A 15,102-nucleotide genomic window follows, 5' to 3' on the forward strand; every position below is an offset into this window, starting at 1 on the left:
GGGCAAGCCCGGCTCCCACAATGACCGCGCTCGCTCTGTCAGACCCAAGTGCTTTTTAGAAGGACCAAAACCATGCGTATCGTCGTAGCTCTGGGCGGTAACGCCCTGCTCCGCCGTGGTGAGCCGATGACCGCTGACAACCAGCGCGCCAACATCCGCATCGCCACCGAGCAAATAGCCAAGATTCATCCCGGCAACCAGTTGGTCATCGCCCACGGCAATGGCCCGCAAGTCGGCCTGCTGTCGTTGCAGGCAGCGGCCTACACCTCTGTCACCCCTTACCCGCTGGACGTGCTCGGTGCCGAAACCGAAGGCATGATCGGCTACATCATCGAACAGGAACTGGGCAACCTGCTGGACTTCGAAGTCCCGTTCGCCACCCTGCTCACCCAGGTCGAAGTCGATGCCAACGACCCGGCCTTCAAGAACCCGACCAAACCGATCGGCCCGGTCTACGAGAAAGCCGAAGCGGAAAAACTCGCTGCCGAAAAAGGCTGGGCGATTGCGGCGGATGGCGACAAATTCCGTCGTGTGGTGGCCAGCCCGCGGCCGAAACGCATCTTCGAAATCCGCCCGATCAAGTGGCTGCTGGACAAGGGCAGCATCGTGATCTGCGCCGGCGGTGGTGGCATCCCGACCATGTATGACGAGAAGCGCAATCTCAAAGGGATTGAAGCGGTGATCGACAAGGACCTGTGCTCGTCGCTGCTCGCCGAACAGCTGGAAGCGGATTTGCTGGTGATCGCCACCGACGTCAACGCCGCTTACATCGACTTCAACAAACCGACCCAGAAAGCCATCGCCCAGGCCCACCCGGACGAACTCGAACGCCTGGGCTTCGCCGCCGGCTCCATGGGGCCGAAGGTGCAGGCAGCCTGTGAATTTGCACGCCATACTGGCAAGGTTGCGGTGATCGGTTCGCTGGCGGACATCGAAGCCATCGTCCAGGGCACCGCCGGTACGCGGGTCAGCACCGCCGCGCCAGGCATCACCTACCGATAACCAGAAATACCGGGGGCAGACCCAGGGTCTGCCCTTCTCCCATGCCTTGAAAGGAGAGAACACCATGGCCCAGTTCGAACCCGGTCACTTGCACATCGAACGGCACGCGTTGACCCAGGATGACGTCAACTACAACATCCGCCTCGAATACGAGGTGTCGCAGGATCCGCAAAAAGGCAAAGGGATACAGTTCCGGCTGCTTGGAACCATCCAGGGCAAAGAGGTCAACGAACCGTTCTTTCTGCCCAAGGAAGAGGCCTACAACTTCGCGCGCAACGTCACACAGATTGCCGAAAAGTACGGTATCCCCAAGAGCCACAGCCAGATCGGCTCGGTGCACAAACATTACGATTTGATGTTTGAAGACATCCGTGAGCAGTTGAATATGAAATCCGGGGATCCGGTCAATCCCGAGCATTTCGAGTAACCCCAAAAGCCCCCCTCACCCTAACCCTCTCCCGGAAGGAGAGGGGACTGACCGAGTTGCTCGCTCAAGGTACACCGACCTGAAATAGCGAGCCGAACTCAAGTTTTGAAAAGCCCCCGATCTGCTCCCTTTCCCCCTCTCCCCTCTGGGGAGAGGGGTGGATTTCAAGCACGACGCCGATCTCAAGATTTCACCCCAGTCCCCCATCAAGGCATACTTGCCCCCCTCCGCACTCCAGAACCCAGAACCACTCCATGCGTATCCACGTCAGCTTCATCGACCGCGTCGGCATCACCCAGGAAGTCCTGGCGATACTCGGTGGGCGCAACCTCAATCTGGATGCGGTGGAAATGGTCCCGCCGAACGTCTACATCGACGCCCCGACCCTCAGCCCGCAAGTGCTCGAAGAGTTGAAGGACGCGCTGTTCCGGGTGCGCGGCGTGGAAGCCGTGGTAGTGGTCGACATCCTCCCCGGCCAGCGTCGGCACTTGCAGCTCGACGCGTTGCTCGCGGCAATGACCGATCCGGTACTGGCGCTGGACAGCGCCGGCAAGGTGCTGCTGGCCAACCCGGCGCTGATCGCCTTGTACGGTCGCGAGCCGGCGGGCGAAAGCGTCTCGGAACTGTTCAACGACCCGGGCCTGCTCGAAACTTTGCTCGAACAAGGCTTCCGCCTGCCGCTGCGGGAAATCACCGTCAATGGCCAGACCCTGTTGCTGGACGCCACGCCGATCACCGACGCCGGCGCCCTGCTGACCCTGTATCAACCGAACCGCATTGGCGAACAACTCTCGGCGCTGCACCACGACCATGCCGAAGGTTTCGATGCGCTGCTCGGCGAATCCCCGGCGATCCGCACGCTCAAGGCCCGCGCGCAACGCGTCGCGGCTCTCGATGCACCGCTGCTGATTCAGGGCGAAACCGGCACCGGCAAGGAATTGGTAGCCCGCGCCTGCCACGCCATCAGCACCCGCCACAGCGCGCCGTTCCTGGCGCTGAACTGCGCGGCCCTGCCGGAGAACCTCGCCGAGAGTGAACTGTTCGGCTACGCCCCCGGCGCCTTCACTGGCGCACAACGGGGCGGCAAGCCGGGGCTGATGGAACTGGCCAACCAGGGCACGGTGTTTCTCGACGAGATCGGCGAAATGTCGCCGTACCTGCAAGCCAAACTGCTGCGGTTCCTCAACGACGGCAGCTTCCGTCGGGTGGGTGGTGATCGCGAAGTGAAGGTCAACGTGCGCATCCTCAGCGCCACCCACCGCGACCTGGAAAAAATGGTCAGCGAAGGCCTGTTCCGCGAAGACCTGTTCTACCGCCTCAATGTGCTCAACGTCGAAGTGCCACCGCTGCGCGAACGCGGTCAGGACATTCTGCTGCTGGCGCGTTACTTCATGCAGCAGGCCTGCGCGCAGATTCAGCGCCCGGTCTGCCGCCTCGCCCCGGGCACTTACCCGGCACTGCTCGGCAACCGCTGGCCGGGCAACGTGAGGCAGTTGCAGAACGTGATCTTTCGCGCCGCCGCGATCTGCGAAAGCAGCCTCGTGGACATCGGCGACCTCGACATCGCCGGCACCTCGGTGGCACGCCAGACCGACACCGACGTCGACAGCCTGGAAGAAGCCGTGGAAGCCTTCGAAAAATCGCTGCTGGAGAAGCTCTACGTCAGCTATCCCTCGACCCGCCAACTGGCCAGCCGCTTGCAGACCTCGCACACGGCGATTGCCCATCGGTTGCGCAAATACGGCATCCCCAACAAACCGTAGTCGAGCGCGGTCAAAAATGTGGGAGCGGGCTTGCTCGCGAAGGCGTCGGGTCAGCCAGCATTTATGGTGACTGACACACCGCATTCGCGAGCAAGCCCGCTCCCACAGGGTATGTGGCAGATTGGAAATCCGTTCAAAAGCGACCTCCATCTGTACTGAAAGCGCTACAGTGGAACGATATCGATACAGCCTCCTCTGATCACCGCTGTGCAAGGCTTTGATCCAGTTCAGCTTTTTTCTTCGCCCCAAGCTGTAGCGATTTCGCTACACACCCTCTCTCCGTCGCTCACCGAATAAATATCAAGTTGTTGATTTATAACGATATTTTTACATTGGCCGCGTTCTTGCTAAGTAACCGCTCATAAAATCAGGGCTTTGCGCCCAGGTATTCCACCGCGTCCACCAGACGAGTCTGGCCCCTAGGAGATTCCATGAGCGAGTTGCGTTTTACTGAAGATCACGAATGGCTGCGCGCCGAAGCCGATGGCTCTGTCACCGTTGGCATCACCGCTTTCGCGCAGAACGCTCTGGGCGACGTGGTGTTCGTGCAACTGCCTGAATTGCAGGCGTACGAGCAAGGCGCCGAAGCCGCCACCGTGGAATCGGTAAAAGCCGCCAGCGGCGTGTACATGCCACTGGACGGTGAAGTCCTGGCCACCAACCCGGCCCTGGAAGACAGCCCTGAACTGGTCAACGAAGATCCGCTGGGCGAAGGCTGGTTCTTCCGCTTCAAGCCATCCGACGCTTCCGCCGTCGCCCAGCTGCTGGATCAGGACGCCTACGACCGTCTGATCAAAGCACAAGCCGAAGCCTGAGGAACCTGACATGACCCAAGTAAATCTCGGCACCGCCAACGAATTCATCGCCCGTCACATCGGCCCGCGCGCCGGTGACGAGCAGGCCATGCTCAACAGCCTCGGCTTCGACTCGCTGGAAGCCCTGAGCGCCAGCGTCATCCCGGAAAGCATCAAGGGCACCAGTGTGCTCGGTCTGGATGACGGCCTGAGCGAAGCCGATGCCCTGGCAATGATCAAAGGCATCGCTGGCAAGAACCAACTGTTCAAGACCTACATCGGCCAGGGCTACTACAACTGCCACACGCCGTCGCCGATCCTGCGCAACCTGCTGGAAAACCCGGCCTGGTACACCGCTTACACCCCGTACCAGCCGGAAATTTCCCAAGGCCGTCTCGAAGCGCTGCTGAACTTCCAGACCCTGATCAGCGACCTCACCGGCCTGCCGATCGCCAACGCTTCCCTGCTCGACGAAGCCACCGCCGCTGCCGAAGCCATGACCTTCTGCAAACGCCTGAGCAAGAACAAGGGCAGCCACCAGTTCTTCGCCTCGATCCACAGCCACCCGCAAACCCTCGACGTGCTGCGCACCCGCGCCGAGCCTCTGGGCATTGAAGTGGTGGTCGGCGACGAGCGTGAACTGACCGACGTGACGCCATTCTTCGGCGCGCTGCTGCAATACCCGGCCAGCAACGGTGATGTGTTCGACTACCGCGAACTGACCGAACGCTTCCACGCCGCCAACGCATTGGTGGCCGTGGCCGCCGACCTGCTGGCCCTGACCCTGCTGACTCCGCCGGGCGAGTTCGGCGCGGACGTAGCCATCGGCAGCGCGCAACGCTTCGGCGTACCACTGGGCTTCGGTGGCCCGCACGCCGCTTACTTCTCCACCAAAGATGCGTTCAAGCGCGACATGCCGGGCCGTCTGGTCGGTGTCTCGGTTGACCGTTTCGGCAAGCCGGCCCTGCGTCTGGCGATGCAGACCCGCGAGCAACACATCCGCCGCGAGAAGGCCACATCGAACATCTGCACCGCGCAAGTGCTGCTGGCCAACATCGCCAGCATGTACGCCGTGTACCACGGCCCGAAAGGCCTGACCCAAATCGCCAACCGCGTGCATCACCTGACCGCGATCCTGGCCAAGGGCCTGAGCGCACTGGGCGTGACCGTCGAGCAAGCCAGCTTCTTCGACACCCTGACCCTGGCCACCGGCGCGCAAACTGCTGCACTGCATGACAAGGCCCGCGCCCAACAGATCAACCTGCGCGTGATCGATGCCCAGCGTCTGGGCCTGTCGGTCGACGAAACCACTACCCAGGCCGATATCGAAACCCTGTGGGGCCTGTTCGCCGACGGCAAGACTCTGCCTGATTTCGCAGCTCTCGCCGCTGCCGCGCAAAGCACGCTTCCGGCTTCGCTGGTTCGTCAGTCGCCGATCCTCAGTCACCCGGTGTTCAACCGTTATCACTCGGAAACCGAGCTGATGCGCTACCTGCGCAAACTGGCGGACAAGGACCTGGCCCTGGATCGCACCATGATCCCGCTGGGCTCGTGCACCATGAAGCTCAACGCCGCCAGCGAAATGATCCCGGTGACCTGGGCCGAGTTTGGCGCCCTGCACCCGTTCGCCCCGGCCGAGCAAAGCGCCGGTTACCAGCAACTGACCGATGAACTGGAAGCGATGCTCTGTGCCGCCACCGGCTACGACGCAATCTCGCTGCAGCCGAACGCCGGTTCCCAGGGTGAGTACGCCGGTCTGCTGGCAATCCGTGCCTATCACCAGAGCCGTGGCGAAGACCGTCGTGACATCTGCCTGATCCCGTCGTCCGCCCACGGCACCAACCCGGCGACCGCCAACATGGCCGGCATGCGTGTGGTCGTGACCGCGTGCGACGCCCGTGGCAACGTGGACATCGAAGACCTGCGCGCCAAGGCCATCGAGCACCGCGAACACCTCGCCGCGCTGATGATCACTTACCCGTCGACCCACGGCGTGTTCGAAGAAGGCATCCGCGAAATCTGCGGAATCATTCATGACAACGGCGGCCAGGTGTACATCGACGGCGCCAACATGAACGCGATGGTCGGCCTCTGCGCACCGGGCAAGTTTGGCGGCGACGTCTCGCACCTGAACCTGCACAAAACCTTCTGCATCCCTCACGGCGGTGGCGGCCCGGGCGTCGGCCCGATCGGCGTGAAATCGCACCTGACCCCGTTCCTGCCGGGCCATGGCCACATGGAACGCAAGGAAGGCGCGGTCTGCGCAGCACCGTTCGGCAGCGCGAGCATTCTGCCGATCACCTGGATGTACATTCGTATGATGGGTGGCGCAGGTCTGAAGCGCGCTTCGCAACTGGCGATCCTCAATGCCAACTACATTTCCCGTCGCCTGGAAGAGCACTACCCGGTGCTGTACACCGGCAGCAACGGTCTGGTGGCGCACGAGTGCATCCTGGATCTGCGTCCGTTGAAAGACAGCAGCGGCATCAGCGTCGATGACGTCGCCAAGCGTCTGATCGACTTCGGCTTCCACGCCCCGACCATGTCGTTCCCGGTGGCCGGCACGCTGATGATCGAGCCGACCGAAAGCGAATCCAAGGAAGAACTGGACCGCTTCTGCGATGCCATGATCCGCATCCGCGAAGAAATCCGCGCTGTAGAGAACGGCACGCTGGACAAGGACGACAACCCGCTGAAGAACGCTCCGCACACCGCAGCGGAACTGGTGGGCGAGTGGACTCACCCGTATAGCCGCGAGCAGGCGGTGTACCCGGTGGCGTCGTTGATCGAAGGCAAGTACTGGCCGCCGGTCGGTCGCGTCGACAACGTGTTCGGCGACCGCAACCTGGTCTGCGCCTGCCCGTCGATCGAAAGCTACGCTTGACCTGTAAGGGGGCGGGTTCGCCCGCCCCTTTCATGCGTGCCTGATGTGCCTATAACAAGAAACCGGAGAACAACCATGTCGTTAAGCGTGTTCGACCTGTTCAAGATTGGCATCGGCCCCTCCAGCTCCCACACCGTCGGCCCGATGCGCGCAGCTGCGCGCTTCGTCGAAGGGCTGCGCCGGGAAAACCTGTTGTCGGCCACCACCAGCGTCAGGGTCGAGTTGTATGGATCCCTCGGCGCCACCGGCAAGGGCCACGGCAGCGACAAGGCCGTGTTGCTGGGCCTGGAAGGTGAACACCCGGATACCGTGGATACTGAAACCGTCGCTGCACGTCTCACGCAGATTCGTGGCAGCGGGCGTTTGAACCTGCTCGGTGAACACAGCATCGCGTTCAACGAGAAAGAACACCTGGCAATGATCCGCAAGCCGCTGGCCTATCACCCCAACGGCATGATCTTCCGTGCCTTCGATGCGGCGGGATTGCAGATCCGCAGCCGCGAGTACTACTCGGTCGGCGGTGGTTTTGTAGTCGACGAAGATGCGGCCGGTGCCGACCGTATCGTCGAAGACGCCACCCCGCTGACCTTCCCGTTCAAGAGTGCCAAGGACTTGCTCGGTCACTGCGCCACCTATGGTCTGTCGATCAGTCAGGTGATGCTGACCAACGAAAGCGCCTGGCGCCCGGAAGCGGAAACCCGCGCCGGCCTGCTGAAAATCTGGCAAGTGATGCAGGACTGCGTGGCCGCCGGCTGTCGCAACGAAGGCATCCTGCCGGGTGGTTTGAAGGTCAAGCGGCGGGCGGCGGCGTTGCACCGGCAACTGTGCAAGAACCCGGAATCGTCGCTGCGCGATCCGCTGTCGGTGCTGGATTGGGTCAACCTCTACGCCCTCGCCGTCAACGAAGAAAACGCCAACGGCGGGCGTGTGGTAACCGCGCCGACCAACGGTGCAGCGGGGATTATTCCCGCCGTGTTGCATTACTACATGCGCTTCATTCCCGGCGCGAACGACGACGGCGTGGTGCGCTTCCTGCTGACCGCGGCGGCCATCGGCATTCTGTACAAGGAAAACGCCTCGATCTCCGGCGCCGAAGTCGGCTGTCAGGGCGAAGTCGGCGTGGCCTGCTCGATGGCGGCCGGCGCGTTGTGCGAAGTCCTTGGCGGCAGTGTGCAACAAGTGGAAAACGCTGCCGAAATCGGCATGGAACACAACCTCGGACTGACCTGCGACCCGATTGGCGGGCTGGTACAGGTGCCGTGCATCGAACGCAACGCCATGGGCTCGGTCAAGGCGATCAACGCCGTGCGCATGGCCATGCGCGGAGACGGGCAGCACTTCGTCTCCCTCGACAAGGTCATCCGCACCATGCGCCAGACCGGCGCCGACATGAAAAGCAAATACAAGGAGACCGCCCGTGGCGGTCTGGCGGTCAACATTATCGAGTGTTAATTAGCCCCCTCTCCCTCCGGGAGAGGGTTGGTGTGAATCAAGGAGTCACGCATGTCCACCGAACAACTGTCCAAAACCCCGCTGCACGCTCTGCACATCGAACTCGGCGCCCGCATGGTGCCGTTCGCCGGCTACGACATGCCGGTGCAATACCCGCTGGGCGTGATGAAAGAACACCAGCACACCCGTGAGCAGGCCGGGCTGTTCGATGTCTCGCACATGGGCCAGATTCGCCTGACCGGCGCCAATGCCGCCAAAGCCCTGGAAACCCTGGTGCCGGTGGACATCATCGACCTGCCGGTGGGCATGCAGCGCTACGCGATGTTCACCAACGAAACCGGCGGCATCCTCGATGACCTGATGGTCGCCAACCTCGGCAACGACGAACTGTTCCTGGTGGTCAACGCCGCGTGCAAGGATCAGGACCTGGCGCATCTGCAAAAACACATCGGCGATCAGTGCACCATTACCGAGCTGTTCGAAGCCCGCGCCCTGCTCGCCCTGCAAGGCCCGGCCGCCGTGACCGTACTGGCGCGCCTGGCGCCAGAAGTGGCGAAGATGACCTTCATGCAGTTCGCACGGGTGACACTGCTGGGCGTCGATTGCTTCGTCAGCCGTTCGGGCTACACCGGTGAAGACGGTTTCGAAATCTCGGTTCCGGCAGCCGACGCGGAAAAACTCGCCCGCGCCCTGCTGGCCGAACCGGAAGTCGCGGCCATCGGCCTCGGTGCCCGTGATTCGCTGCGCCTGGAAGCCGGCCTGTGCCTGTACGGCCACGACATGAACACCGACACCACGCCAATCGAAGCGAGCCTGCTGTGGGCCATCTCCAAGCCACGCCGCGCCGACGGTGCCCGGGCCGGCGGTTTCCCGGGTGCAGAACAGGTTTTCAGCCAGCAGCAGAACGGCGTCGCACGCAAACGCGTCGGCCTGTTGCCGCAGGAGCGGACGCCGGTCCGTGAAGGTGCAGAAATCGTCAATGAAGCCGGCGAGATCATCGGCAGCGTGTGCAGCGGCGGTTTCGGCCCGACTCTGGGTGGGCCATTGGCGATGGGTTACATCGACAGCGCCTATGTCGCACTCGACACACCCGTCTGGGCCATCGTTCGTGGGAAAAAGGTGCAAATGCTTGTAAGCAAAATGCCATTCGTTCCACAACGCTACTATCGTGGTTGATTGACTGTTTCTATAAGTAACGCGATTGCGTTATGCGTGCACTAATGTGTAACGCAATCGCCATAAAACAGTGCACTTTTCTTACATTCGATTCGAATATGAACTTGGCTTATAACGTTCGAAAACAATTGAACAAGCTAATCGTATAAGCCCGACTAATGGACCGACTAACTGCCAGCAAGCACAGGAAAACCGGGCCCCTCGCGGGGCTTGTTTTTCCTCCTGTAGTTGGCGTAGAGTTTGTCCACTGTGTTTGCATGGGTCAGCTTTGAATCGTGACCTGGGCAGTAGCCTACAAGTTAGCTACATCCCGTTCGACGTCTTCTTACTCTCCTGCAACCAGCCCCAGTACTCTTTCATGAGGAAGAGACTGTCATCAATTTTTGCGTCAAAGGAAATAAGAAATGTCCCAACGTCAGAGCGGTACCGTCAAGTGGTTTAACGACGAGAAAGGTTTTGGTTTTATCACTCCAGAAAGCGGTCCGGATCTGTTCGTGCATTTCCGCGCTATTCAGGGCAACGGCTTCAAGAGCCTGAAAGAAGGCCAGAAAGTGACTTTCGTGGCTGTGCAAGGCCAAAAAGGCATGCAGGCTGACGAAGTACAAGCAGAAGCCTAATCTTCTGTAACCAAAAAGCCCCTGATATTGATATCAGGGGCTTTTTTGTGCGCGCGAATCCGTAAAATGGCGCTTCATTTTGCGTCGAGAGGCTGCCATGTCGAAACACCTGCTCACCCCTCAGGGCGACTTCCCCGCCGTCGGCCTGGGTCGTCGTCTGGCAGCGATGTTCTATGACTTCCTGCTGTGTACCGCTCTGCTGATCGTCACGGGCTTCATCTATAAGCTAATCCAGGCCGCGATTATCGGCGAAGAGCGCCTGCGAGTACTGACCGACGCCGGCAAGCTGGACGGCGATCCGCTCTACTCCACCGTACTGCTGCTGGTGCTGTTCGGCTTCTTCGCCAAGTTCTGGACCCACGCCGGCCAGACACTGGGCATGCAGGTGTGGGGTATTCGCGTACAGAACGCCGATGGCACCGCGATCAGCCTGTGGCAGGCGCTGCTGCGGTTCATGGTGTCGATCGCGTCGTGGCTGTGCTTGGGCGTGGGATTCTTCTGGTCGCTGTTCGACAAACGCAAACGTGCCTGGCATGACATCTATTCGGATACGCAACTGGTGCGGGTCTCGAAGAAGACCAAGTAATCCTGCAGATGCAAAAACGCCCCGATCAAGTCGGGGCGTTTTCATTTGCGGCTCAAGGTCAGGCGTTGCCTGCCAGCTTCATCCGCGCAGCCTGAGTGAAATCAAGCATGCGCTTGAGCGGGCGGATCGCCTGGGGAATCAGCGCCGGGTCGACGAAGATCTCGTTCGAGCCCTCCTTCAGGCACTTCAGCGTGCGCTCAAGGGTGTTCATGGCCATCCACGGGCAATGTGCGCAACTGCGGCACGCCGCGCCGTTACCGGCCGTTGGCGCCTCGATGAAAACCTTGTCCGGGCACAGCTGCTGCATCTTGTAGAAGATGCCACGGTCGGTAGCGACGATCAGGGTCTTGTTCGGCAGCGATTGCGCGGCAGCGATCAACTGACTGGTGGAGCCGACGGCGTCCGCCAGTTCGATCACCGACGTCGGCGACTCGGGGTGCACCAGAATGGCGGCGTCCGGGTACAGCGCTTTCATGTCTTCCAGCTGCTTGGACTTGAACTCTTCGTGAACAATGCACGCACCGTCCCAGAGCAGCATGTCGGCGCCGGTCTGACGCTGGATGTAGGTGCCCAGGTGCTTGTCCGGGCCCCAGATGATGGTCTCGCCGTTGTCCATCAGGCTTTCGACGATTTCCAGCGCGCAACTCGATGTCACCACCCAGTCAGCCCGGGCTTTGACCGCCGCCGACGTGTTGGCGTACACCACAACGGTGCGCTCGGGATGCTGATCGCAGAACGCCGAGAACTCATCCACCGGGCAACCCAGGTCCAGCGAGCAGGTCGCCTCCAGGGTCGGCATCAGCACACGTTTTTCCGGGTTGAGAATCTTCGCGGTTTCGCCCATGAACTTCACACCCGCGACCACTACAGTCTTGGCCGGATGGGCGTTGCCGAAGCGGGCCATTTCCAGGGAGTCGGAAACGCAACCGCCGGTTTCTTCGGCCAGGGCCTGAATAACCGGATCGCAATAAAAGTGGGCAACCAGCACCGCGTCCTGAGCCTTGAGCTCGGCGGCGATGGCGGAACGGTAATAAGCCTCTTCCTCGGCGGTCAGCGGCTTGGGCTGCTTGGCGTCGAGGTGGGCTTGTACCAGAAGGCGTTCGGAAATCTGCGTCATGTTCGCAAGACCTGCAGGCGCATTCGCGCGAAAGTCGAGTATACACCCGGCTCCGGACCGCTTGAGGGTACCGCCGGGAGAGTGAGTTTTATCAGGCACGGACAGCGTTGAAGCTGCGCAAGGCTACAGAATATCCCGGTGATGCAAAAGATGATTCTGACCTGCGTCAGCGCAACGATGCAGAAAGGAGACATGCCGGAATCGCAGGCAAAAAAAAACCCGGAAATCCTCACTTTCGTGGGCCTTCCGGATTTTCTAAACCGCCAAATATGGTGGGTCGTGTGGGATTCGAACCTACGACCAATTGGTTAAAAGCCAACTGCTCTACCAACTGAGCTAACGACCCGCTGTGTGGTGGCGCGTATAATACTGATTTTTAAGGACTATTCAACACCTAATTTGAAAATAATCAAAAATAAGGTGTCGGGTCGCTGATTCCGGCCGCTGCGAAGCCTTCTGCACGCAGTCGGCAGCTGTCGCATTTGCCGCACGCACGGCCATTATCGTCCGCCTGATAGCAGGAAACCGTCAGCCCGTAATCAACGCCGAGCTTAACACCCGCTTGAACGATCTGGGCCTTGCTGAGGTTCTGCAGCGGTGCCTGGATGCGGAAACCGTTGCCTTCTACGCCAGCCTTGGTCGCCAGGTTGGCCATGCGCTCGAACGATTCAATAAACTCGGGACGGCAATCCGGATAACCGGAGTAATCCACCGCGTTGACGCCGATAAAGATATCGCGCGCGCCGAGCACTTCAGCCCAACCCAGGGCAAGCGACAGGAACACCGTGTTGCGCGCCGGCACGTAAGTCACCGGAATGCCTTCACCCAGCTCCTGCGGAATATCGATGCTGCTGTCGGTCAGGGCCGAACCGCCCATGCCGTTCAGGTTCAGACCGATTACCTTGTGCTCAACCACTCCCAGATCCCGAGCGACGCGTGCGGCGGCGTGCAGTTCGGCGTGAGAGCGCTGACCGTAATCGAAGCTCATGGTGTAGCAGCGATAGCCTTCGGCGCGAGCCATCGCCACGACCGTGGCCGAGTCCAGGCCGCCGGACAGCAAAATGACCGCACGTTTTTCAGCAGTGTTCAGTTGTTCAGTCATCTCAGCGCCCCGGCTCGTCATTCCACAGATACTTGTGCAGTTGCAATTGCAGGCGTACCGGCAAATTGTCTGCCACCACCCAATCCGCCAGATCCCGAGCATTCAGGTCATGATGGCTCGGGGAAAACAGCACTTCGCCGGCACGTCGCTCAAGACCGTACTGGATCAGTTTGGATACTGCCCAGTCATAGTCTTCCCGCGAGCAGATGACAAACTTCACCTGATCGTGGGGCGTCAGCAGCTCGATGTTCTCGTAACGGTTGCGATGGGCTTCTTTCGAGTCGGGCGTTTTCAGGTCTACAACCCGACTGACCCGCGGATCGACCGCGGAAATATCGAGGGCGCCGCTGGTTTCCAGCGAGACTTCGTAGCCGGCATCGCACAACTGCTTGAGCAAAGGAATGGCATTGGGCTGTGCCAGCGGCTCACCGCCAGTGACACAGACGTAGCGCGGGCGAAACCCGGCTACTTGCTCGAGGATGTCGTCGAGTGTACGAATGGTGCCGCCGCTGAACGCGTAGGCACTGTCGCAGTATTGGCAACGCAATGGGCAACCGGTCAGGCGCACAAAAACCGTGGGCAGCCCGGCAGTCCGCGTTTCCCCCTGCAACGAGTAGAAAACTTCGGTGATTCTCAATGTGTCTTGCATAGTCGCCACGGGCGTAACAGCTAAACAGGCTGTCCGCCTCCGTCAGGCACTTCAGGCAACCCCGCCAACGCGTAGATCACCAGAAGCGTGTTTCATAAAAGGGCGTGAATTCTAACGAAAAAACCCGCGACAAGCGCGGGTTTCTTCAAAAACCGACAGACAGCCTTTACATACGCTGCAGATCGCGTTGGGCCAACTGAGCGGCGGAGGTACCCGGATATTGGGACACCACCTGTTGCAGAATGCCTTTGACCTTGTCGGTGTGACCAAGGCGGCGCTCTACGTCAGCCAGCTTGTACAGCGAATCCGGCACTTTGGCATGCTTGGGATAGAGCTGAGAAACCTTGGCGAAAGCCTGACCTGCACCTTGCAGATCGCCTTTGGCCAGATTCACTTCACCCAACCAGTACTGGGCATTACCCGCGTATTGGCTGTTCGGATATTTACGCAAGAAAGCGGCGAAAGCCTGGCTGGCCTTGTCGAAATCCTTGGCCTTGATCAGGTCGAAGGCTGCATCGTAATACAGCTTTTCCTTGGCCGGATCAGCCGGTTCGCCACCCGCAGCGGGTGCCTGGGCGGCAGCGGCGGCCCCGGCTCCAGCGGCGGCACCGGCAGCAGCATTTGTATCGCTACCGGCAGAAGAATTCTCAGGAGTCGCGGCAGGTGCAACGCCGGATCCTATGCGCCGATCAAGATCCTGGTATCGCTCCAGGGATTCTTGCTTCATGCGCGCAACCTGATTCTGCAGTTCTTCGATCACGCCTTGCTGGCGCGATATCTGATCCTGCATTTGTTGCAGTTGGTTGAACAGCATGCCTTGTGCCGAGGCAGGGGCCGAAGCCGCTCCCCCGGCATAGGCGCCGTTCGTACCGTAACCTGCAGGCGGATAACTGCTCCCGCTATTGTTATAACCGGAGTTGTCATCGACCACAGGAACCGCAGCCCACGCCGCAAGCGGCGCGAGGCTGAGAGCCAGAACAGTTACAGCACGACGGCACGTTCGCATATCGAATTACTTACGCAGTTCGACGCGACGGTTTTGAGCCCAGGACTGCTCGTCGTTGCCGGTAGCAACTGGACGCTCTTCGCCGTAGGAAACCAGTTCCAGCTGAGCTGGGGAAACACCTTGCAGTACCAGGTAGCGCTGAACGGCTTTCGCACGACGCTCGCCCAGTGCCATGTTGTACTCACGAGTACCACGTTCGTCGGTGTTGCCTTCCAGAACAACGCGAGCGCCGTTTGCTTTCAGGTCTTTGGCGTGAACGTCCAGAGCGCGCATGGCTTCTGGCTTCAGGTCCGAGCTGTCGTATTCGAAGTAGAAGGTGGTGATTGCGCGCAGAGCAGCTTCTTCGCTCAGGGAACCGTCAACGGCACCAGTGTTTGCGCCGTAACCAGCGTTTGGATCAACAGCGCCTTCACCGGCGTTGTCGCCGCCTTTGGACGAGCAACCTACAGCTACAGCCATGGCCAGAGCCAGCGCAGCAAATTTACCAAACTTCAGCATTTCCATCGTGAAACTCCTAATGAACCCCA

14 protein-coding genes and 1 tRNA gene are annotated in these 15,102 nt (G+C 60.5%); 9 read left to right on the forward strand and 6 right to left on the reverse strand.

Features of this window, described 5'->3' with window-relative positions; genetic code table 11:
- Nucleotides 1-72 precede the first annotated feature (72 nt).
- From arcC to ACW9HX_RS02700, 9 genes are all read left to right on the forward strand, one after another.
- Nucleotides 73-1,002 (forward strand): carbamate kinase, encoded by a 930-nt coding sequence (gene arcC, locus ACW9HX_RS02660; RefSeq protein ID WP_457379403.1) that lies wholly within the window; start codon nt 73-75, stop codon nt 1,000-1,002.
- A gap of 64 nt (nt 1,003-1,066) precedes the next feature.
- Nucleotides 1,067-1,429, forward strand: coding sequence for a DUF5064 family protein (locus tag ACW9HX_RS02665; RefSeq protein WP_457379404.1), 363 nt, complete (start codon nt 1,067-1,069; stop codon nt 1,427-1,429).
- Between the two features lie 254 nt (nt 1,430-1,683).
- A complete protein-coding gene (locus ACW9HX_RS02670) occupies nt 1,684-3,192 on the forward strand; it encodes a sigma-54-dependent transcriptional regulator (RefSeq protein ID WP_249490675.1) in 1,509 nt (502 codons plus the stop codon).
- 431 nt (nt 3,193-3,623) lie between these two features.
- Nucleotides 3,624-4,007, forward strand: a complete 384-nt coding sequence (gene gcvH / locus ACW9HX_RS02675; protein ID WP_457379405.1) for a glycine cleavage system protein GcvH — start codon at nt 3,624-3,626, stop codon at nt 4,005-4,007.
- A gap of 10 nt (nt 4,008-4,017) precedes the next feature.
- Complete coding sequence (gene gcvP, locus ACW9HX_RS02680; RefSeq protein ID WP_457379406.1) at nt 4,018-6,870, forward strand: aminomethyl-transferring glycine dehydrogenase; 2,853 nt, start codon at nt 4,018-4,020, stop codon at nt 6,868-6,870.
- Nucleotides 6,871-6,945: 75 nt separating this feature from the next.
- Nucleotides 6,946-8,322 carry an L-serine ammonia-lyase gene (locus ACW9HX_RS02685; protein WP_085730271.1) on the forward strand — a complete coding sequence of 459 codons (1,377 nt, stop codon included), beginning with the start codon at nt 6,946-6,948 and terminating at the stop codon, nt 8,320-8,322.
- Nucleotides 8,323-8,373: 51 nt separating this feature from the next.
- Nucleotides 8,374-9,498 carry a glycine cleavage system aminomethyltransferase GcvT gene (gene gcvT / locus ACW9HX_RS02690; RefSeq protein ID WP_457379407.1) on the forward strand — a complete coding sequence of 375 codons (1,125 nt, stop codon included), beginning with the start codon at nt 8,374-8,376 and terminating at the stop codon, nt 9,496-9,498.
- Between the two features lie 404 nt (nt 9,499-9,902).
- The gene (locus ACW9HX_RS02695) at nt 9,903-10,115 is read left to right on the forward strand and encodes a cold-shock protein (RefSeq protein WP_003175786.1); all 213 of its coding nucleotides are present in this window, start codon (nt 9,903-9,905) and stop codon (nt 10,113-10,115) included.
- Nucleotides 10,116-10,212: 97 nt separating this feature from the next.
- The gene (locus ACW9HX_RS02700; protein WP_457379408.1) at nt 10,213-10,701 is read left to right on the forward strand and encodes an RDD family protein; all 489 of its coding nucleotides are present in this window, start codon (nt 10,213-10,215) and stop codon (nt 10,699-10,701) included.
- Between the two features lie 58 nt (nt 10,702-10,759).
- Here ACW9HX_RS02700 and nadA read toward each other — a convergent pair whose 3' ends face one another.
- The 6 genes from nadA to pal all read right to left on the reverse strand — a co-directional run bounded on the left by nadA (nt 10,760) and on the right by pal (nt 15,079).
- Nucleotides 10,760-11,818, reverse strand: a complete 1,059-nt coding sequence (gene nadA / locus ACW9HX_RS02705) for a quinolinate synthase NadA (RefSeq protein WP_282473730.1) — start codon at nt 11,816-11,818, stop codon at nt 10,760-10,762.
- 270 nt (nt 11,819-12,088) lie between these two features.
- A tRNA-Lys gene (locus ACW9HX_RS02710) sits at nt 12,089-12,164 on the reverse strand.
- Nucleotides 12,165-12,227: 63 nt separating this feature from the next.
- Nucleotides 12,228-12,920: a 7-cyano-7-deazaguanine synthase QueC gene (queC, locus tag ACW9HX_RS02715; protein ID WP_457379409.1), complete on the reverse strand. Its 693-nt coding sequence runs from the start codon at nt 12,918-12,920 to the stop codon at nt 12,228-12,230.
- Nucleotide 12,921: 1 nt separating this feature from the next.
- Nucleotides 12,922-13,569 (reverse strand): 7-carboxy-7-deazaguanine synthase QueE, encoded by a 648-nt coding sequence (gene queE, locus ACW9HX_RS02720; protein ID WP_457379410.1) that lies wholly within the window; start codon nt 13,567-13,569, stop codon nt 12,922-12,924.
- Between the two features lie 166 nt (nt 13,570-13,735).
- On the reverse strand, nt 13,736-14,575 hold the full coding sequence (gene ybgF / locus ACW9HX_RS02725) for a tol-pal system protein YbgF (RefSeq protein WP_457379411.1): 840 nt from the start codon (nt 14,573-14,575) through the stop codon (nt 13,736-13,738).
- A gap of 6 nt (nt 14,576-14,581) precedes the next feature.
- Nucleotides 14,582-15,079, reverse strand: coding sequence for a peptidoglycan-associated lipoprotein Pal (gene pal / locus ACW9HX_RS02730; protein WP_003178634.1), 498 nt, complete (start codon nt 15,077-15,079; stop codon nt 14,582-14,584).
- Between the last annotated feature and the right edge of the window lie 23 nt (nt 15,080-15,102).

It is taken from the genome of Pseudomonas sp. SDO52101_S400, assembly GCF_054071635.1.